The 17,567-nt window shown below is 34.1% G+C and carries 15 protein-coding genes; 7 read left to right on the top strand and 8 right to left on the bottom strand.

Features of this window, described 5'->3' with window-relative positions; translation table 11 throughout:
- The first annotated feature begins 65 nt into the window (after window positions 1–65).
- Window positions 66–2,921, top strand: coding sequence for a carbamoyl-phosphate synthase large subunit (carB, locus tag FLV_RS04715; RefSeq protein WP_243231256.1), 2,856 nt, complete (start codon window positions 66–68; stop codon window positions 2,919–2,921).
- Window positions 2,922–2,996: 75 nt separating this feature from the next.
- Here carB and yiaA read toward each other — a convergent pair whose 3' ends face one another.
- From yiaA to FLV_RS04690, 5 genes are all read right to left on the bottom strand, one after another.
- Complete coding sequence (yiaA, locus tag FLV_RS04710) at window positions 2,997–3,395, bottom strand: inner membrane protein YiaA (protein ID WP_243231252.1); 399 nt, start codon at window positions 3,393–3,395, stop codon at window positions 2,997–2,999.
- 139 nt (window positions 3,396–3,534) lie between these two features.
- Window positions 3,535–4,071: a DUF4252 domain-containing protein gene (locus tag FLV_RS04705; RefSeq protein ID WP_243231250.1), complete on the bottom strand. Its 537-nt coding sequence runs from the start codon at window positions 4,069–4,071 to the stop codon at window positions 3,535–3,537.
- 1 nt (window position 4,072) lies between these two features.
- Entirely contained in the window at window positions 4,073–4,600 is a 528-nt protein-coding gene (locus FLV_RS04700; RefSeq protein WP_243231234.1) for a DUF4252 domain-containing protein, read from the bottom strand.
- Window positions 4,601–4,617: 17 nt separating this feature from the next.
- Window positions 4,618–5,076, bottom strand: a complete 459-nt coding sequence (locus FLV_RS04695; RefSeq protein ID WP_243231231.1) for a hypothetical protein — start codon at window positions 5,074–5,076, stop codon at window positions 4,618–4,620.
- Entirely contained in the window at window positions 5,063–5,572 is a 510-nt protein-coding gene (locus tag FLV_RS04690; RefSeq protein ID WP_243231230.1) for an RNA polymerase sigma factor, read from the bottom strand. The genes FLV_RS04695 and FLV_RS04690 overlap by 14 nt, the downstream gene beginning before the upstream one ends.
- A gap of 251 nt (window positions 5,573–5,823) precedes the next feature.
- Here FLV_RS04690 and FLV_RS04685 point away from each other — a divergent pair, with 251 nt between their 5' ends.
- Window positions 5,824–7,320 (top strand): S41 family peptidase, encoded by a 1,497-nt coding sequence (locus FLV_RS04685; RefSeq protein WP_243231227.1) that lies wholly within the window; start codon window positions 5,824–5,826, stop codon window positions 7,318–7,320.
- Window positions 7,321–7,404: 84 nt separating this feature from the next.
- On the opposite strand, the gene FLV_RS04680 is transcribed toward FLV_RS04685, so the two are convergent.
- The 3 genes from FLV_RS04680 to FLV_RS04670 all read right to left on the bottom strand — a co-directional run bounded on the left by FLV_RS04680 (window position 7,405) and on the right by FLV_RS04670 (window position 10,976).
- On the bottom strand, window positions 7,405–9,039 hold the full coding sequence (locus FLV_RS04680) for an ABC-F family ATP-binding cassette domain-containing protein (protein ID WP_243231223.1): 1,635 nt from the start codon (window positions 9,037–9,039) through the stop codon (window positions 7,405–7,407).
- A 229-nt stretch (window positions 9,040–9,268) separates the two neighbouring features.
- Window positions 9,269–10,444 (bottom strand): GlmU family protein, encoded by a 1,176-nt coding sequence (locus FLV_RS04675; RefSeq protein WP_243231221.1) that lies wholly within the window; start codon window positions 10,442–10,444, stop codon window positions 9,269–9,271.
- A gap of 277 nt (window positions 10,445–10,721) precedes the next feature.
- Window positions 10,722–10,976 (bottom strand): type B 50S ribosomal protein L31, encoded by a 255-nt coding sequence (locus FLV_RS04670; protein ID WP_031456968.1) that lies wholly within the window; start codon window positions 10,974–10,976, stop codon window positions 10,722–10,724.
- Between the two features lie 248 nt (window positions 10,977–11,224).
- Between FLV_RS04670 and FLV_RS04665 the strand changes: the two genes are divergently transcribed.
- The 5 genes from FLV_RS04665 to FLV_RS04645 all read left to right on the top strand — a co-directional run bounded on the left by FLV_RS04665 (window position 11,225) and on the right by FLV_RS04645 (window position 17,447).
- Window positions 11,225–11,755 carry a DUF4199 domain-containing protein gene (locus tag FLV_RS04665; protein WP_243231218.1) on the top strand — a complete coding sequence of 177 codons (531 nt, stop codon included), beginning with the start codon at window positions 11,225–11,227 and terminating at the stop codon, window positions 11,753–11,755.
- Between the two features lie 7 nt (window positions 11,756–11,762).
- Window positions 11,763–12,719 (top strand): glycosyltransferase family 2 protein, encoded by a 957-nt coding sequence (locus FLV_RS04660; protein WP_243231214.1) that lies wholly within the window; start codon window positions 11,763–11,765, stop codon window positions 12,717–12,719.
- A 131-nt stretch (window positions 12,720–12,850) separates the two neighbouring features.
- On the top strand, window positions 12,851–14,578 hold the full coding sequence (locus FLV_RS04655) for a phospho-sugar mutase (protein WP_243231211.1): 1,728 nt from the start codon (window positions 12,851–12,853) through the stop codon (window positions 14,576–14,578).
- Window positions 14,579–14,581: 3 nt separating this feature from the next.
- Entirely contained in the window at window positions 14,582–15,625 is a 1,044-nt protein-coding gene (locus FLV_RS04650; RefSeq protein WP_243231209.1) for a YhcG family protein, read from the top strand.
- The gene (locus FLV_RS04645) at window positions 15,618–17,447 is read left to right on the top strand and encodes an ABC transporter ATP-binding protein (RefSeq protein WP_243231199.1); all 1,830 of its coding nucleotides are present in this window, start codon (window positions 15,618–15,620) and stop codon (window positions 17,445–17,447) included. The genes FLV_RS04650 and FLV_RS04645 overlap by 8 nt, the downstream gene beginning before the upstream one ends.
- Window positions 17,448–17,567 lie beyond the last annotated feature (120 nt).

Raw genomic sequence — 17,567 nt, 5'->3', positions numbered from 1 at the left:
TCTAGTTTTTAGCACACTAAGAATGGTTTTTAAAATACTTATATAACTACACAATACATACAAAAATGCCTAAAGACACATCAATTAAATCAGTTTTAATAATAGGTTCAGGACCTATTGTTATTGGTCAAGCTTGCGAATTCGATTATGCGGGATCCCAATCTGCACGTTCGATTCGTGAAGAAGGAATTGAAGTTATCTTAATTAACTCCAATCCAGCGACAATTATGACCGACCCAACCATGGCCGATCATGTTTATCTGAAACCTTTAACTACAAAATCGATTATTGAAATTCTAAAGGAACATCCACAAATTGATGCTGTTTTACCAACAATGGGAGGACAAACAGCTTTAAACTTGTGTCTGGAAGCTGATGAAAAAGGAATCTGGCAGGATTTTGGAGTAAGATTAATTGGTGTTGATGTAAATGCCATCAATATTACCGAAGACAGAGAGCAATTTAAACAATTGCTTCAAAAAATAAATGTTCCTACTGCACCGGCAAAAACTGCTACTTCTTTCCTTGAAGGAAAAGAAATTGCTCAGGAATTTGGTTTTCCACTAGTAATTCGCCCTTCATTTACACTTGGAGGAACCGGAGCTGCTTTTGTTCACAGTAAAGAAGAATTTGACGAAAAACTAACCTACGGATTAGAAATGTCGCCAATCCATGAAGTATTGATTGACAAAGCTTTATTAGGCTGGAAAGAATACGAATTGGAGCTTTTGAGAGATAAAAATGATAATGTTGTCATTATCTGTTCGATTGAAAACATGGACCCAATGGGAATTCATACCGGAGATTCGATTACAGTTGCTCCGGCAATGACATTATCTGATACCACTTTCCAAAAATTACGTGATTATGCCATCTTAATGATGCGCAGTATCGGAAACTTTGCAGGTGGATGCAATGTACAGTTCGCAGTTTCCCCTGACGAAAAAGAAGATATCGTTGCTATCGAGATTAATCCTCGTGTATCCCGCTCTTCTGCTTTGGCCTCTAAAGCGACTGGTTACCCGATTGCTAAAATCGCTTCTAAATTGGCGTTAGGATACAACTTAGACGAATTACAAAACCAAATTACAAAATCAACTTCTGCTTTATTCGAGCCGACTTTGGATTATGTAATCGTAAAAATACCACGTTGGAACTTCGATAAATTTGAAGGCGCCGACAGAACTTTAGGACTTCAGATGAAATCTGTTGGTGAAGTAATGGGAATTGGACGTTCGTTTCAGGAAGCTTTACACAAAGCCACTCAGTCTTTAGAAATCAAAAGAAATGGCTTAGGTGCTGACGGAAAAGGATACACCAATTACGAACAAATTATTGAGAAACTGACTTTTGCCAGCTGGGATCGTGTTTTCGTGATTTATGATGCAATCGCAATGGGAATTCCATTGAGCCGTATTCATGAAATCACAAAAATCGACATGTGGTTCTTAAAACAATACGAAGAACTTTATACATTAGAAAAAGAAATTTCGAACTATAAAATATCTAATCTCCCTAAAGAGTTATTACTTGAAGCGAAACAAAAAGGTTTTGCCGACAGACAAATTGCACACATGATGAATTGTCTGGAAAGCGAAGTACATACTTTACGTATGGACCAAAATATCAACCGTGTATTTAAACTGGTTGATACTTGTGCCGCTGAGTTTAAAGCACAAACACCTTACTATTACTCTACTTTTGAGGCTGAGATCGAAAAAGCAAATGGCGAGCGTTATGTAGATAACGAAAGCATTGTTACTGATAAAAAGAAAATCATCGTTTTAGGTTCAGGGCCAAACAGAATTGGACAAGGAATTGAATTTGATTATTCTTGTGTTCACGGAGTTTTGGCTGCAAAAGAATGTGGTTACGAAACCATCATGATTAACTGTAACCCTGAAACAGTTTCGACAGATTTTGACACAGCGGATAAATTATATTTTGAACCGGTTTTCTGGGAACATATTTACGACATCATTCAGCATGAAAAACCGGAAGGAGTAATTGTTCAGTTAGGTGGTCAGACTGCTTTGAAATTAGCTGAGAAATTATCTAAATACGGAGTAAAAATCATCGGAACCAGTTTTGACGCACTAGATCTTGCAGAAGACAGAGGTAGATTCTCAGACTTATTGAGAGAATTACATATTCCTTTCCCACAATTCGGAATCGCTGAAACAGCTGATGAAGCTTCTGCCCTTGCAGATACTCTTGACTTTCCGTTATTGATTCGTCCTTCTTATGTATTAGGTGGTCAGGGAATGAAAATCGTTATCAACAAAAAAGAACTGGAAGAACACGTAATCAATTTATTGAAAACAATTCCAGGAAACAAATTGCTTTTAGACCATTATTTGGCAGGAGCAATCGAAGCTGAAGCTGATGCTATTTGCGATGCTGACGGCAATGTTTATATCATCGGAATTATGGAACATATCGAACCTTGTGGAGTTCACTCCGGAGACAGCAACGCCACTTTACCTCCTTTTAACTTAGGAGAATTCGTAATGCAGCAAATTAAAGACCATACTGAAAAAATAGCAAGAGCATTAAAAACAGTAGGTTTAATCAACATTCAGTTTGCAATAAAAGACGACACAGTTTACATCATCGAGGCAAACCCCAGAGCTTCCCGAACGGTTCCGTTTATTGCAAAAGCTTACGGAGAGCCTTATGTTAACTATGCTACCAAAGTAATGTTAGGACACAATAAAGTAACTGACTTTGATTTTAATCCAAAATTAAACGGATATGCCATCAAGCAGCCGGTTTTCTCTTTCAGCAAATTCCAAAATGTAAACAAAGCATTAGGGCCAGAAATGAAATCGACAGGAGAAAGCATCTTGTTTATTGATGATTTAAAAGACGATCAATTCTACGAATTGTACTCAAGAAGAAAAATGTATTTGAGCAAATAATCTCAATTTCAATAAAAAAAGCCTCAAAATTTTAGATTTTGAGGCTTTTTTGCATTTTAATAAAATTTATTTTTTTTATTCGTTTTGGCTAAATGACATATTATCCCTTGTATTTTTTTGCACTGAAATAGCACCAAACAATGCTAATAAAAAAGCAAAAGCATAAAAACCTTTTTCGCTTGGCAAAATAGTTGCATTCCAAAGCCCAACGACTAACAGTACGATTGACAAAAGAGTTCCGAACCAGCAAATACCGTAATAAATATCCGTTACGGGAAGATTTTCAAGTCGGTCCCTGACACTTTTCTGCAAGGAGACAACAGCAAAAAGACCAAACATTAAAACGGTAAAATAATATCCTTTTTCGTTTAAAAGCATTTCCGCTCTTGCAAGCCCAACTATAAATCCAACTGTTCCAGCTCCCAGAGCTATCCATGATGCCGCTATAAAGGCATTTGATGTTTTTTGTATCATATTTATTATTTTGGTAAGTCACAAATATAGCCAAGTAGCTTTACTTTTTAAATAAAACACAAGTATTATTCAGCAAAATCTCTCAAATACACAAAAAGCCCCAAGTAGAGGCTTTCTGAATTTAATTTATAAAAATATATTATTTTATTAGTTGCTGTAAAGGTTTTAATTGTTCCATGTCGATTTTTGATTCTTTCAAAACAGTCATTAAAGTCAGGATGTTATTGGGATTCATATTTTTTCCTAAAACACGAACAACAGCAAAACCGTTTTCTTTTCTGTTTGCAAAAATCACAAATTCTTCTATGTTATCATCAGTACCCACAAAACTTACAGAAGCACCATCTTTACCGGAACCAACCTTCATTAATTCCTGATATTTAGGATTTTTTAAAATCGCTTTTACTTTAGTCCTCTCTGCTTCAAATTGTGTCTGATTTTTATCATTTACCTTAAAAGCCAGTATATTCATTTTATCAAACGAATTTAAAGCTTCGGATTGTTCAGTAGATAATTTTGTTTTATCAATATTCAAAATATCAGGCGAAACGTCAAGCGCTATAAAATCTTTATTCTCCGTATTCTCTACAAAATATTTTTGCAACGAAGGTTCAGAATTACAACTTATTAAAGTTAGTAATACAACAAGAATTGAGGTGAAAAAACCGGCTTTCATCTTACTTTTTGCCTTTAGAGGCTTTTTTTAAGTCTGTACCTCCCGGTAATTTCATTTTATCTGTAAGGACAGCTATTTCGTTTAAATCAAAGTTCCCAGTTAAAGACAACAACACAGTTTCTTCATTTTTCGAACCATCAATAAACATAAACAACTCTTTTATATTAGTGTCATTGGCAGTAGATTTAATGTAAATTTTTACATTTTTTCCACTATCATTAATACGCATTAACTCTTCCAGATTTGCCGTTTTAATATATTTTTCTGCTAACACTCTCATCTCAGCTTCCACTTTAGGGTTTTCGGTTTTAAACACTTTTAAATTATCCAGCTTTTTAATAAGATTCATGTATTGCTGGGTTTCTTTATCAGAAGCATCTACTTTTACCTTACTCATTATGTCAAACATTTTTTTATTAACAATTACAGACGTTACGTCGTCCTGACCATCAAATTTATCAAATGCATTTTGGGCATAAAAAGCATGAGTAAAAAGGGCCAAAATTACTGTTATGATGAAATTTTTCATGTTATATTAAATTAAGTTTATTGTTTAAAAATTTTATTTTTTGATTGCTCGTATTCTTTAATATAGTGTACACTTTCTATACCTACATTCACATTGTTTGATAATAAAGCTAAAGCTTTTTGCGTTGCAGCAAGAGCCTCTTCAGGATTATCATAGGTTCCTAATTCTGATTTCGCCACAACATTATCTGTACTATTGTCACTCACATAATAAAAGGTCCCAATCCCCAGTAAAACAACAACAGAAGCCGCAATTGATAACCACCCCACATTTTGTTTTTTAGTTTGTAGTGGAATTTCTTGCGTCAATTTTTGTTCTTTTACCTGAGAGAAATAACCAAAAATTGGCTGATATTGCTTTAAATGCTGCGCAACATTTAAAGAAGAAAAGTATTCTTTCAATTCTTTTTCTTCAGCAATAGTCGTTTCTCCCTGAAAGTATTTTTCTAATATATTTTCTATTCTATTTAATTCCATAACCGTGTGTGTTAACCATTGATTCTCTTATTTTTTTCCTTGCCCTCGAAAGCGCTACCCGAATAGCCGTTTCATTCATATTGACAATTTTGGCAATTTCGTCAAATTCATATTGTTCAACATCACGTAACTGAATTAGTATTTGAAGTTGCTCAGGCAGCTGATTTATTATTTTTTCAACCCATTCTAAACTATCCGTGTCTTCAAGTTTTTTATCTAATTGAGGCTCTCGATCTGTAAAATTATCATGCACAATTTTAAGATTACCTGCCCTTTTGGATTTTAATTGATCCAGACAATAATTTTTTGTCATTGTCATTGCCACGGCTTCAACATTATTGTAAGCATCCAAATTGTCTTTTTTGTTCCATAATTTCTCCATTACTTCCTGAGTTGCATCTTCGGCCTCTTCCGTACTGGTTAATAATCTTTTTGCCAGACGAAAAACTTTATCTTTAAAAGAATTTATTAATTCTATAAATACAACCTGGTTCATATCTGGTTATTTATTGATTTAATCAGACCTATGCGATTCACATATTTCTATCGATGTTTTTTTGACCATTTTACGGTCATAATCATTTTATAAATCAAAGTTGGTTTGTTAGCTTATATAGTCAAGACGAGGGAGCATTATTTTTGTTACAAAACAAGTTAAAAAATATTGTAAAAAAAACTGCACGTTTATTATAGTTAAAACTAAAGATACTATTTTTACGTTTATACTATATTGAAACCAAACATTATATGAAAATATTATCGAGAAATTTAGTTTTATTATTTTTAGCAATATTTAGCCTGCAGTCTTGTGAAGATAACGATGATGTTGCCATTTCAAAAGATTTACAAATAAATAGTTTCATCCTGAGAGGATTAAATGAAGTTTATTTATGGCAGGCCGATGTTCCTGATTTAGCTGATGACCGCTTTGCAAATCAAGGAGACAGGGATGCTTTTTTAAAAGGATATTCTGAACCGGAAAATTTATTCCAGGATTTACTAAATAAACCGAAAAGCAAATATCCTATTAAAGAAGCTATCGATCGTTTTAGCTGGATTGTAAACGATTATACTGTTCTGGAACAGGAATTAAACGGAATTACAAAAAATAGCGGTATTGATCTTGGATTAGGCAGGCAATCTGAAGGATCTGATAATTTGGTAGGTTATGTTCGTTATATAATTCCAAACTCAGACGCATCGAAGAAAGACATTAAACGTGGAGATTTATTTACAAGTGTAAATGGAATACCTCTTACTGAATCAAATTACAGATCACTACTTTTTAATTCTGATTCTGATAGTTATACCTTAAATTTAGCCGAATATAATGGTAGTGCTTTTATTTTAAACGGTAAGTCTGTATCGTTAACAAAAACAGTTTTAGAAGAAAACCCAATTTTAATCAATAAAACAATAACTTCCGGAAACCATAAAATAGGCTATCTGATGTACAATGGTTTTTATGCCGAATATGATAATGAACTGAATCAGGCTTTTGGAAAACTGAAAGCAGAAGGAATAACCGATTTAGTTTTAGATTTAAGATACAATGGCGGTGGCTCTGTTCGCTCTTCAATTAGATTAGCAAGTATGATTACGGGACAGTTCCCAAATAACATCTTCTCGAAAACACAATATAATGCCAAACAAACCGCAAAGTTTAGTTCTAAACAGTTAGAGTCTCTAAATAATAAATTTGTATCTACATTTGACGGAAATCCTGTAAACAGTTTAAAATTAAATAAGATTTACATTATAGCAACAGAAAGTACAGCTTCTGCGAGTGAATTGATCATTAATGGATTAAAGTCATACATTGAGGTAATTCAAGTTGGAGCAACAACTGTAGGTAAAAATGTTGGTTCTATTACGGTTTACGATTCACCATCTTTATCAAAAACAAAAGTAAATCCAATACATAAATATGCCATGCAGCCTTTAGTTTTTAAAATTACTAATAAAGATAATTTTGGAGATTATACAGGAGGCCTAGAGCCAACACCAACCTATGAAATACAAGAATATGTAAATACGTATGGAGTTTTAGGAGAAGCATCCGGAGTTTTAAACGACGGATCCGAGCCTTTACTTAACCTTGCGGTTTCAAGAATTATAGGTTCTTCGACAGCCAAAAGAATACAAACTAAGAAAATCCAAAACCTTCCTTATTTTACAGACTCAAAATCAATGCGTCGTTTTGGAAAAGAAATGTATATAGAAAACCCAACAACAGGCTTTTAAATACAAAAAACCCAACAAAATAAAAATACCTCCAAAAGTCAACAAAACTATTTGGAGGCATTTTTTATAAAGAGAAAATAATTATTACTTTTCAATTTCTCTCATAGAATCCATTTTTTTATGTGCTAAGAAACCGGCAACATCTTCAAAATGTTCTTTCACTCTTTTATTTCCAAATTCAAAAACCTTAGTTGCTAATCCATCAAGGAAATCACGGTCGTGAGAAACCAGAATTAATGTTCCGTCAAAGTCACGGAGCGCATCTTTGATGATATCTTTAGTCTTCATATCAAGGTGATTGGAAGGCTCATCCAGAATCAATAAATTCACTGGCTCCAACAATAATTTAATCATTGCCAGACGTGTTTTTTCTCCTCCTGAAAGCACTTTTACTTTTTTAGTTATATCATCGCCCTGAAACATGAACGCCCCTAAAATATTTTTGATCTGTGTTCTGATATCCCCTACTGCAATTCCATCAATTGTTTCAAAAATGGTTGCATTTTCATCCAACAAAGCCGCCTGATTTTGAGCAAAATATCCAATTTGTGCATTATGTCCTATTTCAACGCTTCCTGAATCAACACCAATTTCTTTCATGATTGCTTTAATCATGGTCGATTTTCCTTCTCCGTTTTTCCCAACAAAAGCCACTTTCTGACCACGTTCAATTACAATATTGGCATCTTTAAAAACCACATGATCCCCATATGATTTAGCCATTTCTTTTACAATAACAGGATATTGACCGGAACGTGCCGCAGGCGGGAATTTTAAACGCAATGCCGAAGTATCTACCTCATCTACCTGAACAATTTCAAGTTTCTCAAGCATTTTTACCCGTGACTGAACCGCATCAGTTTTAGAAAAAGTTCCTTTAAAACGATCAATAAATGCTCTGTTGTCAGCAATCATTTTTTGCTGCTCATCATACGCTTTCTGCTGATGAATACGTCGGTCTTTTCTAAGTTCTAAATAATGAGAATATTTTGCTTTATAATCATAAATTCTTCCCATAGTAACTTCGATTGTACGGTTTGTAATATTATCTACAAACGCTCTATCGTGCGAAATTACCACAACTGCCTTAGCCTGAGTCAACAAAAAGTCTTCTAACCACTGAATACTTTCAATATCCATGTGATTGGTAGGCTCATCCAGCAAAATTAAATCCGGTTTTTGCAAAAGAATTTTAGCCAACTCTATACGCATTCTCCAACCTCCTGAAAATTCAGAAGTCTGACGTCCAAAATCTTCACGCTCAAAACCTAAACCAACTAAGATTTTCTCAACTTCAGCTTCGTAATTTACTTCTTCAATCGCATAATATTTTTCACTTAAGTCAGAAACTCTTTCGATTAATTTCATGTAAGCATCACTTTCATAATCGGTACGAACGGTTAGTTGCTCGTTGATTTCGTCAATTTCAGCTTTCATGCTAAAAATTTCACCAAAGGCTTTTGACGCTTCTTCCATTACAGTTGCGCCATCTTGTGTCAATAAATGCTGAGGCAAATAGGCCACAACTGCATCTTTTGGAGTCGAAATACTTCCGGTTGAAGGTTTACTTTGACCCGAAATTATTTTTAAAAGTGTCGATTTTCCCGCACCATTTTTACCCATAAGGGCTATTTTATCATTTTCATTGATAGCAAAAGAAACATCGCTAAATAATGTAGTTCCGCCAAACTGAACCGAAATATCGTTAACTGTAATCATTACTTTTTGTGAATTTGTTTAATCGGTTAATCGTTATATCTGACTACCCATTTTTTTCGTGGTGCAAAGATAGATTTAATTAAAGAATGTGGCAATTCTAAATGTGGCAATTTGTCAATTAGCCAATTAGATAATTTCCTAAACTCCTAACAAAACAAAACCCGGCAGATTTTAAAATCTGTCGGGTTTACTAAAAATTATCTCATTGGTTAATTATCTCATTGACACATTAATCCTTTCTCCATTTTTTTGTTTCCTCAAAAACATGTTCTAAGATCGCAGCTTCTGTTTCATCAAATTCTATGTTTCGGCGTGCCATAACCAGTTTTGCAGTTTCAAAAGCTTTTTTGGTAATATAAGTCGTAAAGCCCGCAGCTCCTCCCCATGAAAAGCTCGGAACAAAATTACGAGGAAAACCGCTTCCGAAAATATTAGCACTCACCCCTACTACCGTTCCGGTATTAAACATGGTATTGATACCGCATTTACTGTGATCTCCCATCATTAAACCACAAAACTGAAGTCCGGTTTTAGCAAAACCTTCTGTTTCATAACTCCATAATTTTACTTCTTCATAGTTATTTTTCAGGTTCGAATTATTGCTGTCTGCACCAATATTACACCATTCACCTAAAACAGAATCACCTAAAAATCCATCATGTCCCTTGTTTGAATTCGCAAAAAGAACAGCATTTTTTACCTCTCCTCCTATTCTGGATCCGGGACCAACTGTAGTAGCTCCGTACACTTTTGCATTCAGTTTTACCTGTGCATTTTCGCATAAAGCAAAAGGACCACGAATTACGGTTCCTTCCATAATTTCGGTATTCTTACCTATATATATTGGTCCGGTCGAAGCATTCAGCGTTACAAACTCCAGTTTCGCTCCTTCTTCAATAAATATATTTTCCGGCGCTATAACATTTACACTTTTCGGAATTGGCTGTGATTTTCTGTCTTCTGTCAGATAAGCGAAATCCGCACGAATTGCAGCATCATTTTTAGAAAAAATATCCCAGGTATGTTCAACAGTTAAACAATCATCGTTATACTGAATAATTTCATACGAATCAAAGTCAACCTCCTCTTGATTTTCAGTTGTAAAAAAAGCAATTACATCATCGCCTTTAAAAATAGCCTGATTTTCTTTTAGCTCCGAAATCAACTCTACAAGTGTATCGTTAGGCAAATATGCTGCGTTTATCATTACATTTTCCTCCATTTCCACCATTGGAAATTTTGCAGATAAATATTCTTCGGTAATTGTAGTAATGGTTGAACCCAAACGTGCTTCCCATTTTTGACGAATCGTCATAATTCCGATTAGAATATCAGCCACGGGCCTTGTAAAAGTAAAAGGTAATAAAGCATTCCGAACGGGACCGTCAAAAAGAATATAATTCATAAATAATAAATTTGGTACTTGTTAAAATCTTGATTTGGTTATCAGGTTCAAAGTTACAAATATTTTATTTGTGTCATTTATGCTGTAGCAGATATAGACTGTTTTTTTTACCGCAAAGTCCGCAAAGTTTTTTTTTAATACAAAGTTTAGAAAAAATGCAAAAGTTCGCAAAGCTTTATAAAAACTTTACGAACCTTGCGTAAACCTTAGCGTTTAAATTTTCGCATAAAAAAAGCCTCCCAAATTAGGAAGGCTTTTATATAATTTTAAACAGCTATTATTTTTTAGCGTGTTTTGCATATTTAGTTTTGAACTTGTCAATACGTCCTGCAGTATCGATAAGTTTAGATTTACCAGTATAAAAAGGGTGAGATGTTCTAGAAATCTCCATTTTTACAACTGGATACTCAACTCCGTCAACTTCAATTGTTTCTCTTGTATCTGCAGTAGATTTAGTGATAAAAACGTCATCATTTGACATGTCTTTAAATGCAACTAATCTGTAATTTTCCGGGTGGATTCCTTTTTTCATCTTTTCTTTTATTTATTGTTTCAGAGCATTTTTATTTTGAAGCTTTTTCATGGTTAGAAAAAGGTGTAAACAAAGGATACTCTTTTTGTTTAAAAATTTAATTATTTTTGAGTGTGCAAATTTACAATTCTTTTTTAATAAACAAATACTTAGCCCACTTTTTTTTAGTTAAATTCAAAAAGCTTTTTTATCCTCCATATATTGGGAATTGCTATATTTGTGGATTAATTTTAAAACATATAGAAAATATGATTAACGAAGTTATAAAGAAGAATGGAATTACTTATGGCATAATGATCGGAATTGCGTCTGCATTAATTACTGCCACAATATACACAATTGATTTAAACCTGTTTACTGCATGGTGGATGGGATTATTGGGTATCGTTATCAGCCTGACTATATCAATCATTTTACTTTCTAAAACCAAGAAAGAGCTAAATGGTGTTTTCCCTTTTAAAGAAGCTTTTACTACTTATTTTATAGCAGCCGTAATTGGGATTCTGATTTCTACTTCTTTCAACATCGTTCTATTTAACGTGGTTGATCCTGCAGCAAAAGACACCTTAAGCGAATTAATGATTAAATATACGGTAAACATGATGCAAAAATTTGGAACTCCTGCATCTGTAATCAATGAAACTATTGAAAAAATGAAATTATCTAATCCTTATTCTACTTTTGAGTTATTAAAAGGATCCGTTTTTGCAATTGTAATCAGTGCCGTTTTTGGATTAATTTTTGCAGCATTTTTTAAAAGCAAAACTACACAAGAATAAAATATAAATGAATTTATCTATACTTATACCGCTTCTAAACGAAGAGGAATCACTTAAAGAACTCTATACATGGATTATTAAAGTGATGCAATCCAACAATTACTCTTATGAAATCATTTTTGTGGATGATGGCAGTACAGATGATTCGTGGAATATTATCGAAAGTTTTTCTAATGAAAACCCGAATGTAAAAGGGATTCGTTTCATGAAAAACTTCGGAAAATCGCAGGCATTACATGCCGGTTTTGCAAAGGCTCAAGGGGATGTGATCATTACGATGGATGCCGATTTACAGGACAGCCCCGATGAAATTCCGGGATTATACGAAATGATTACAGCTCAGAAATATGATTTAGTTTCAGGCTGGAAAAAGAAACGTTACGACTCGGTTGTGGCAAAAAACCTTCCTTCGAAATTATTTAACTGGGCAGCAAGAAAAACTTCAGGCGTTGAATTAAATGATTTTAACTGTGGCTTAAAAGCTTACCGAAATGTGGTCGTAAAAAACATAGAAGTTTCAGGCGAAATGCACCGATATATTCCGGTTCTGGCTAAAAATGCCGGATTTGGAAAAATTGGCGAAAAGGTGGTCATACACCAAGCCAGAAAATATGGTGAAACCAAATTTGGAATGGAACGTTTTATTAACGGATTCCTTGATTTAATTACAATTTGGTTTTTATCACGATTCGGAAAAAGACCAATGCACCTGTTTGGCGCCATTGGTTCTTTTATGTTTATCATTGGATTTTTAGCTGCCGGATACATTGGAGTTTCAAAACTATACCATATGTATACCGGAATGAAATATACCCTGGTTACAAATAACCCATGGTTTTACATTGCACTGACTACAATGGTTTTGGGAACTCAGCTGTTTTTGGCCGGGTTTTTAGGCGAAATTATTTTACGTACTAAAAGCAATGAAGCACGTTATAAAGTATCCCGGGAGGTTAATTTTTAACGAGAAGCTCTAGCCCTGATGGAAACGGCATCCTTTTGTGGCAGGGTTTGCCACAAAAGATATAGTGGACAGCAGGATTTAGCTCCTGAAAAATACTTATCTTTAATTTAAAACATTAAAAAGAGATTTACATGAATATAGCACCTAATATTTTAAGCGCCGTAAACGAATGGCTGACACCTACATTTGACAAAGAAACACAAGCTGCTGTCAAGGAATTAATGACTACATCACCAAAAGAACTTGAAGAAAGTTTTTACAAAAACCTTGAATTTGGCACTGGAGGAATGCGTGGTGTTATGGGTATTGGAAACAACAGAATCAATAAATACACACTTGGAAAAAACACACAGGGTCTTTCTGATTACCTGCACGAAGTTTTTCCAAATCAGCCAATAAAAGTGGTTATCGCTTACGATTGCCGTCACAACAGTAATACGCTGGCAAAAGTAGTAGCTGATGTTTTCTCTGCAAACGGGATTCAGGTTTACTTATTTTCAGATTTAAGACCAACTCCTGAATTGTCATTCGCTCTTAAATATTTAGGATGTCAATGCGGAATTGTTTTAACAGCTTCTCATAATCCACCGGAATACAACGGTTATAAAGTGTACTGGGAAGACGGAGGACAAATAGTTCCTCCTGAGGATGGTGCTATTATCAACGTAATTGAAAGTTTGAATTACGATAAAATCAAATTCAATGCAAACGAAAGTCTGATTCAGTATATTGATACCGAAATTGACAAGGCTTTCGTAAAATCATCTATCGAAAACGCAAGTTTTAATACTCCGGCTGAAGCCAAAGACAACCTTCACATTGTTTTTACTTCTTTACACGGAACTTCTATAAAATCTGTGCCTGACACTTTATCTGAGGCTGGCTATAAAAATGTTCACATTGTTCCTGAGCAGGCAATTCCTGACGGAAATTTCCCTACTGTTAAATCTCCAAATCCAGAAGAACCGGAAGCGTTGACTATGGCTTTGGCTTTGGCTGACAAAACCAATTCGGATATTGTAGTAGGAACCGATCCTGATTGCGACCGTTTAGGTGTTGCTGTTCGTAATAATGACGGCAAACTGATTTTGCTTAACGGAAATCAGACCATGGTTTTAATGACTTCTTTCCTTTTGAAACAATGGAAAAAAGCAGGCAAAATCAATGGAAAACAATTTGTTGGCTCCACTATTGTTTCGACTCCGATGATTATGGAACTTGCAACCAATTATGGCGTTGAATGTAAAGTTGGCTTAACAGGCTTTAAATGGATTGCCAAAATGATTAAGGATTTCCCTGAACTTCAATTTATTGGAGGTGGCGAAGAAAGCTTTGGTTTTATGGTTGGTGATGCTGTTCGTGATAAAGATGCCGTTGCTGCCACTTTATTAATCTGCGAAGTTGCTGCTCAGGCAAAGGCCGCAGGAAGCTCTGTTTATAAAGAACTTTTACAACTTTATGTAGAAAATGGTTTCTACAAAGAATACTTGGTTTCTTTAACTAAAAAAGGAATCGAAGGTCTGGAAGAAATCAATCAGATGATGATTAATTTAAGAGAAAATCCTTTGAAAGAAATCAACGGACAAAGAGTAATCATGGTTGAAGATTACGACTCTTCTATTGCTTTGAATTTATTGAGTGGTGAAGAATCTGTGATGGATATGCCAAAATCAAACGTTTTGATTTATTACACCGAAGACGGCTCTAAAATTTGCGCAAGACCAAGCGGAACAGAACCTAAAATCAAATTCTACATCAGCGTGAATGCTGAAATTGAATCGGTTTTGGATTTTGAGGAAGCAGAAAAATTCTTAGATCAAAAAATACAAAATATCATTGCAGACATGCAATTGAAGTAGTCAATGAGCAACAAAATTGACACAAATAATAAGCCAGAACTATTAGATTCAATCATTGGATTAATAGATCAGACTCGTCATTTTGTTGCCAAAACAGTTAATCAGGAACTAACACTCCTGTATTGGAAGATTGGAAAAAACATCAATGATGAGATTCTAAAAAACGACAGGGCGGATTATGGAAAGAAAATAATCCCTGCATTAAGTGAAGCTTTAAGTCAAAGATACGGAACAGGCTTTAACAAAAGGAATCTGCAAAGTTTCATTAAATTAAACTCTGTAATACAAGACTTTACAATTTTGCACACAGTGTGTGCAAAATTGAGTTGGTCGCATATCAGAACTTTAATCTATATTGAAAACGATATCAAAAGAGAGTTCTACATTCAGATGAGCATACACGAACGCTGGAGTGTTAGAACACTGCAAGAACGTATGGACAGCATGCTGTTTGAAAGAACCGCTATTAGTCAAAAACCGGAACAAACTATCCTTAATGATTTAGAATTATTAAAGACTACAAAACAAATCAGTCCTGATTTAACTTTTCGTGATCCTTACTTTTTAGATTTTCTAGGACTTCATGACACTTATTCTGAAAAAGATTTAGAAAGCTCAATTCTCGCGCAGCTTCAAAACTTCATAACTGAAATGGGTAGTGAATTTGCCTTTCTTGCCCGACAAAAAAGAATCGTAATTGATGATGAAGATTTTTACATAGATCTTCTTTTTTATCATAGAGGTTTGCGACGTTTGGTTGCGATTGATTTAAAATTAGGAAAATTCAAAGCTAACTACAAAGGCCAGATGGAACTATATCTTCGCTGGTTAGAGAAAAACGAACAAAAAGAAGGAGAAAACAAACCAATTGGATTAATTTTGTGCAGTGAAAAATCACCAGAACAAATTAATTATTTAATGCTTGATAATGATGAGCAAATCAAAGTTTCAGCTTATTTAACCCAATTACCAGAAAAAAAATTATTACTGGAGAAACTCGAAAGAGCCATCGCCATAGCAGAAAACAATATCCATAAAAATGAGTAATTTCAAAAAAATACTACCTTTTATATACCCTTATAAAAAATATGCTTATCTAAACATTTTTTTTAATGTTTTATATGCACTTTTTAGTACCCTTTCGTTTATGGCATTAATTCCGATGATTCAGGTTCTATTTGACAAAACAAAAAGAAACACTGTCATGCCTGCTTATGAAGGAATTGCACATATAAAAGAATATGGAGAAAATTATTTAAGTTACTATATCACAACTAATACCGATCAAAACAACCCCGGCTTTGTACTTTCGGTTATGGTAAGTATTATTATTTCTATCTTTCTATTAAAAAACCTGGCCGATTATCTGGCAATGTTTTTTGTTACTTATTTACGAAATGGTGTTTTGAAAGATATGCGAAATGCGATGTATAAAAAAACACTGGAATTACCACTAGCCTTTTTTTCTGAAAAAAGAAAAGGTGATGTTATCTCGAGAATTTCTGCAGATGTAAATGAGGTTCAGAATTCTTTTTTAGCTATTTTAGAACTTATTGTAAAAGAGCCTTTAACTATCATTTTTACAATTATCGCTATGCTAATCCTTAGCGTAAAACTAACATTATTTGTTTTTGTTTTCATTCCGGTTTCAGGATATATTATTTCTTTAATTGGCAAACAGCTTAAAAAAAAATCCAGTAAAGCACAACAGGAACAAGGTACTTTTTTATCAACTATTGAAGAGACCATTGGAGGATTAAAAGTTGTCAAAGGATATAATTCTGAAAATTATTTCAATACTGTATTTCAAAATTCGACAGATCGCTTCTTTAAATTATCTAACAGCATTGGACATCGTCAAAACTTAGCTTCTCCGGCAAGCGAATTTATGGGAATCATGGTTATTACTATTTTATTATGGTATGGAGGTCAAATGGTTTTGATTGAAAAAACACTGGACGGAGCATCATTTATTGCTTACATGGGACTGGCATATAACATTCTTACACCGGCAAAGTCAATTTCGAAAGCATCTTATGCCGTAAAAAGAGGAAATGCAGCTGCTGACCGTGTACTGGAAATTTTAGAACAGGAAAATACGATTACTTCTAAAGAAAATGCTTTCGAAAAAACAACTTTTGACAACAACATTAGTGTTCAAAACATTAATTTTAAATATGAAAATGAAACAGTCCTTAAGGATTTTTCACTTCAAATTAAAAAAGGACAGACTGTCGCTTTGGTTGGACAATCCGGAAGCGGAAAAAGTACTATTGCAAACTTGCTTACCCGTTTTTATGATGTAAACGACGGAACAATTTCTATTGATGGAATCAACATCAAAGATATGAACCTGCAGTCACTTCGCAGCTTAATGGGATTAGTTACTCAGGACAGCATTTTATTTAATGACACCATAAAAGCTAATATTTCGCTAGGAAAATTAAATGCTACAGATGATGAAATCATAGAAGCTTTAAAAATCGCTAATGCGTATGAATTTGTAAAAGAATTACCTTTAGGAATCTACACCAACATTGGCGACAGCGGAAATAAATTATCAGGAGGTCAAAAACAGCGTTTGTCTATTGCGCGTGCCGTATTAAAAAATCCTCCAATCATGATTTTGGACGAAGCAACATCAGCCCTTGATACTGAAAGCGAAAAATTTGTTCAGGTTGCCCTTGAAAACATGATGCAAAACAGGACTTCAATTGTGATCGCTCACCGTCTTTCTACAATTCAAAAAGCAGATATAATTGTTGTAATGCAAAAAGGACAAATTGTAGAACAAGGAACTCATGATGAATTAATTGCACACAACGGCACTTATAACAAACTGGTGACAATGCAGTCTTTCGAATCTTAAAATTCACGCAAATAATCATCTTGACTTACACAGATTAAGGAAACATTAAAACTGATTTTAATTTCCTTAATCTGTGTTTATTTTTATAACTTTAGGTGAATAAGAATAAATCATTTAATT

It is taken from the genome of Flavobacterium pectinovorum, from assembly GCF_022802975.1.
Lineage (GTDB): Bacteria > Bacteroidota > Bacteroidia > Flavobacteriales > Flavobacteriaceae > Flavobacterium > Flavobacterium pectinovorum_B.
This window is presented reverse-complemented; position numbering and strand designations above follow the sequence as displayed.

What these genes read in the sequence shown, in the direction of transcription:
- carB (WP_243231256.1), top strand. Translation starts at nt 66, where the DNA reads ATGCCTAAAGACACATCAATTAAATCAGTTTTAATAATAGGTTCAGGA.
- yiaA (WP_243231252.1), bottom strand. Translation starts at nt 3,395, where the DNA reads ATGATACAAAAAACATCAAATGCCTTTATAGCGGCATCATGGATAGCT.
- FLV_RS04705 (WP_243231250.1), bottom strand. Translation starts at nt 4,071, where the DNA reads ATGAAAGCCGGTTTTTTCACCTCAATTCTTGTTGTATTACTAACTTTA.
- FLV_RS04700 (WP_243231234.1), bottom strand. Translation starts at nt 4,600, where the DNA reads ATGAAAAATTTCATCATAACAGTAATTTTGGCCCTTTTTACTCATGCT.
- FLV_RS04695 (WP_243231231.1), bottom strand. Translation starts at nt 5,076, where the DNA reads ATGGAATTAAATAGAATAGAAAATATATTAGAAAAATACTTTCAGGGA.
- FLV_RS04690 (WP_243231230.1), bottom strand. Translation starts at nt 5,572, where the DNA reads ATGAACCAGGTTGTATTTATAGAATTAATAAATTCTTTTAAAGATAAA.
- FLV_RS04685 (WP_243231227.1), top strand. Translation starts at nt 5,824, where the DNA reads ATGAAAATATTATCGAGAAATTTAGTTTTATTATTTTTAGCAATATTT.
- FLV_RS04680 (WP_243231223.1), bottom strand. Translation starts at nt 9,039, where the DNA reads ATGATTACAGTTAACGATATTTCGGTTCAGTTTGGCGGAACTACATTA.
- FLV_RS04675 (WP_243231221.1), bottom strand. Translation starts at nt 10,444, where the DNA reads ATGAATTATATTCTTTTTGACGGTCCCGTTCGGAATGCTTTATTACCT.
- FLV_RS04670 (WP_031456968.1), bottom strand. Translation starts at nt 10,976, where the DNA reads ATGAAAAAAGGAATCCACCCGGAAAATTACAGATTAGTTGCATTTAAA.
- FLV_RS04665 (WP_243231218.1), top strand. Translation starts at nt 11,225, where the DNA reads ATGATTAACGAAGTTATAAAGAAGAATGGAATTACTTATGGCATAATG.
- FLV_RS04660 (WP_243231214.1), top strand. Translation starts at nt 11,763, where the DNA reads ATGAATTTATCTATACTTATACCGCTTCTAAACGAAGAGGAATCACTT.
- FLV_RS04655 (WP_243231211.1), top strand. Translation starts at nt 12,851, where the DNA reads ATGAATATAGCACCTAATATTTTAAGCGCCGTAAACGAATGGCTGACA.
- FLV_RS04650 (WP_243231209.1), top strand. Translation starts at nt 14,582, where the DNA reads ATGAGCAACAAAATTGACACAAATAATAAGCCAGAACTATTAGATTCA.
- FLV_RS04645 (WP_243231199.1), top strand. Translation starts at nt 15,618, where the DNA reads ATGAGTAATTTCAAAAAAATACTACCTTTTATATACCCTTATAAAAAA.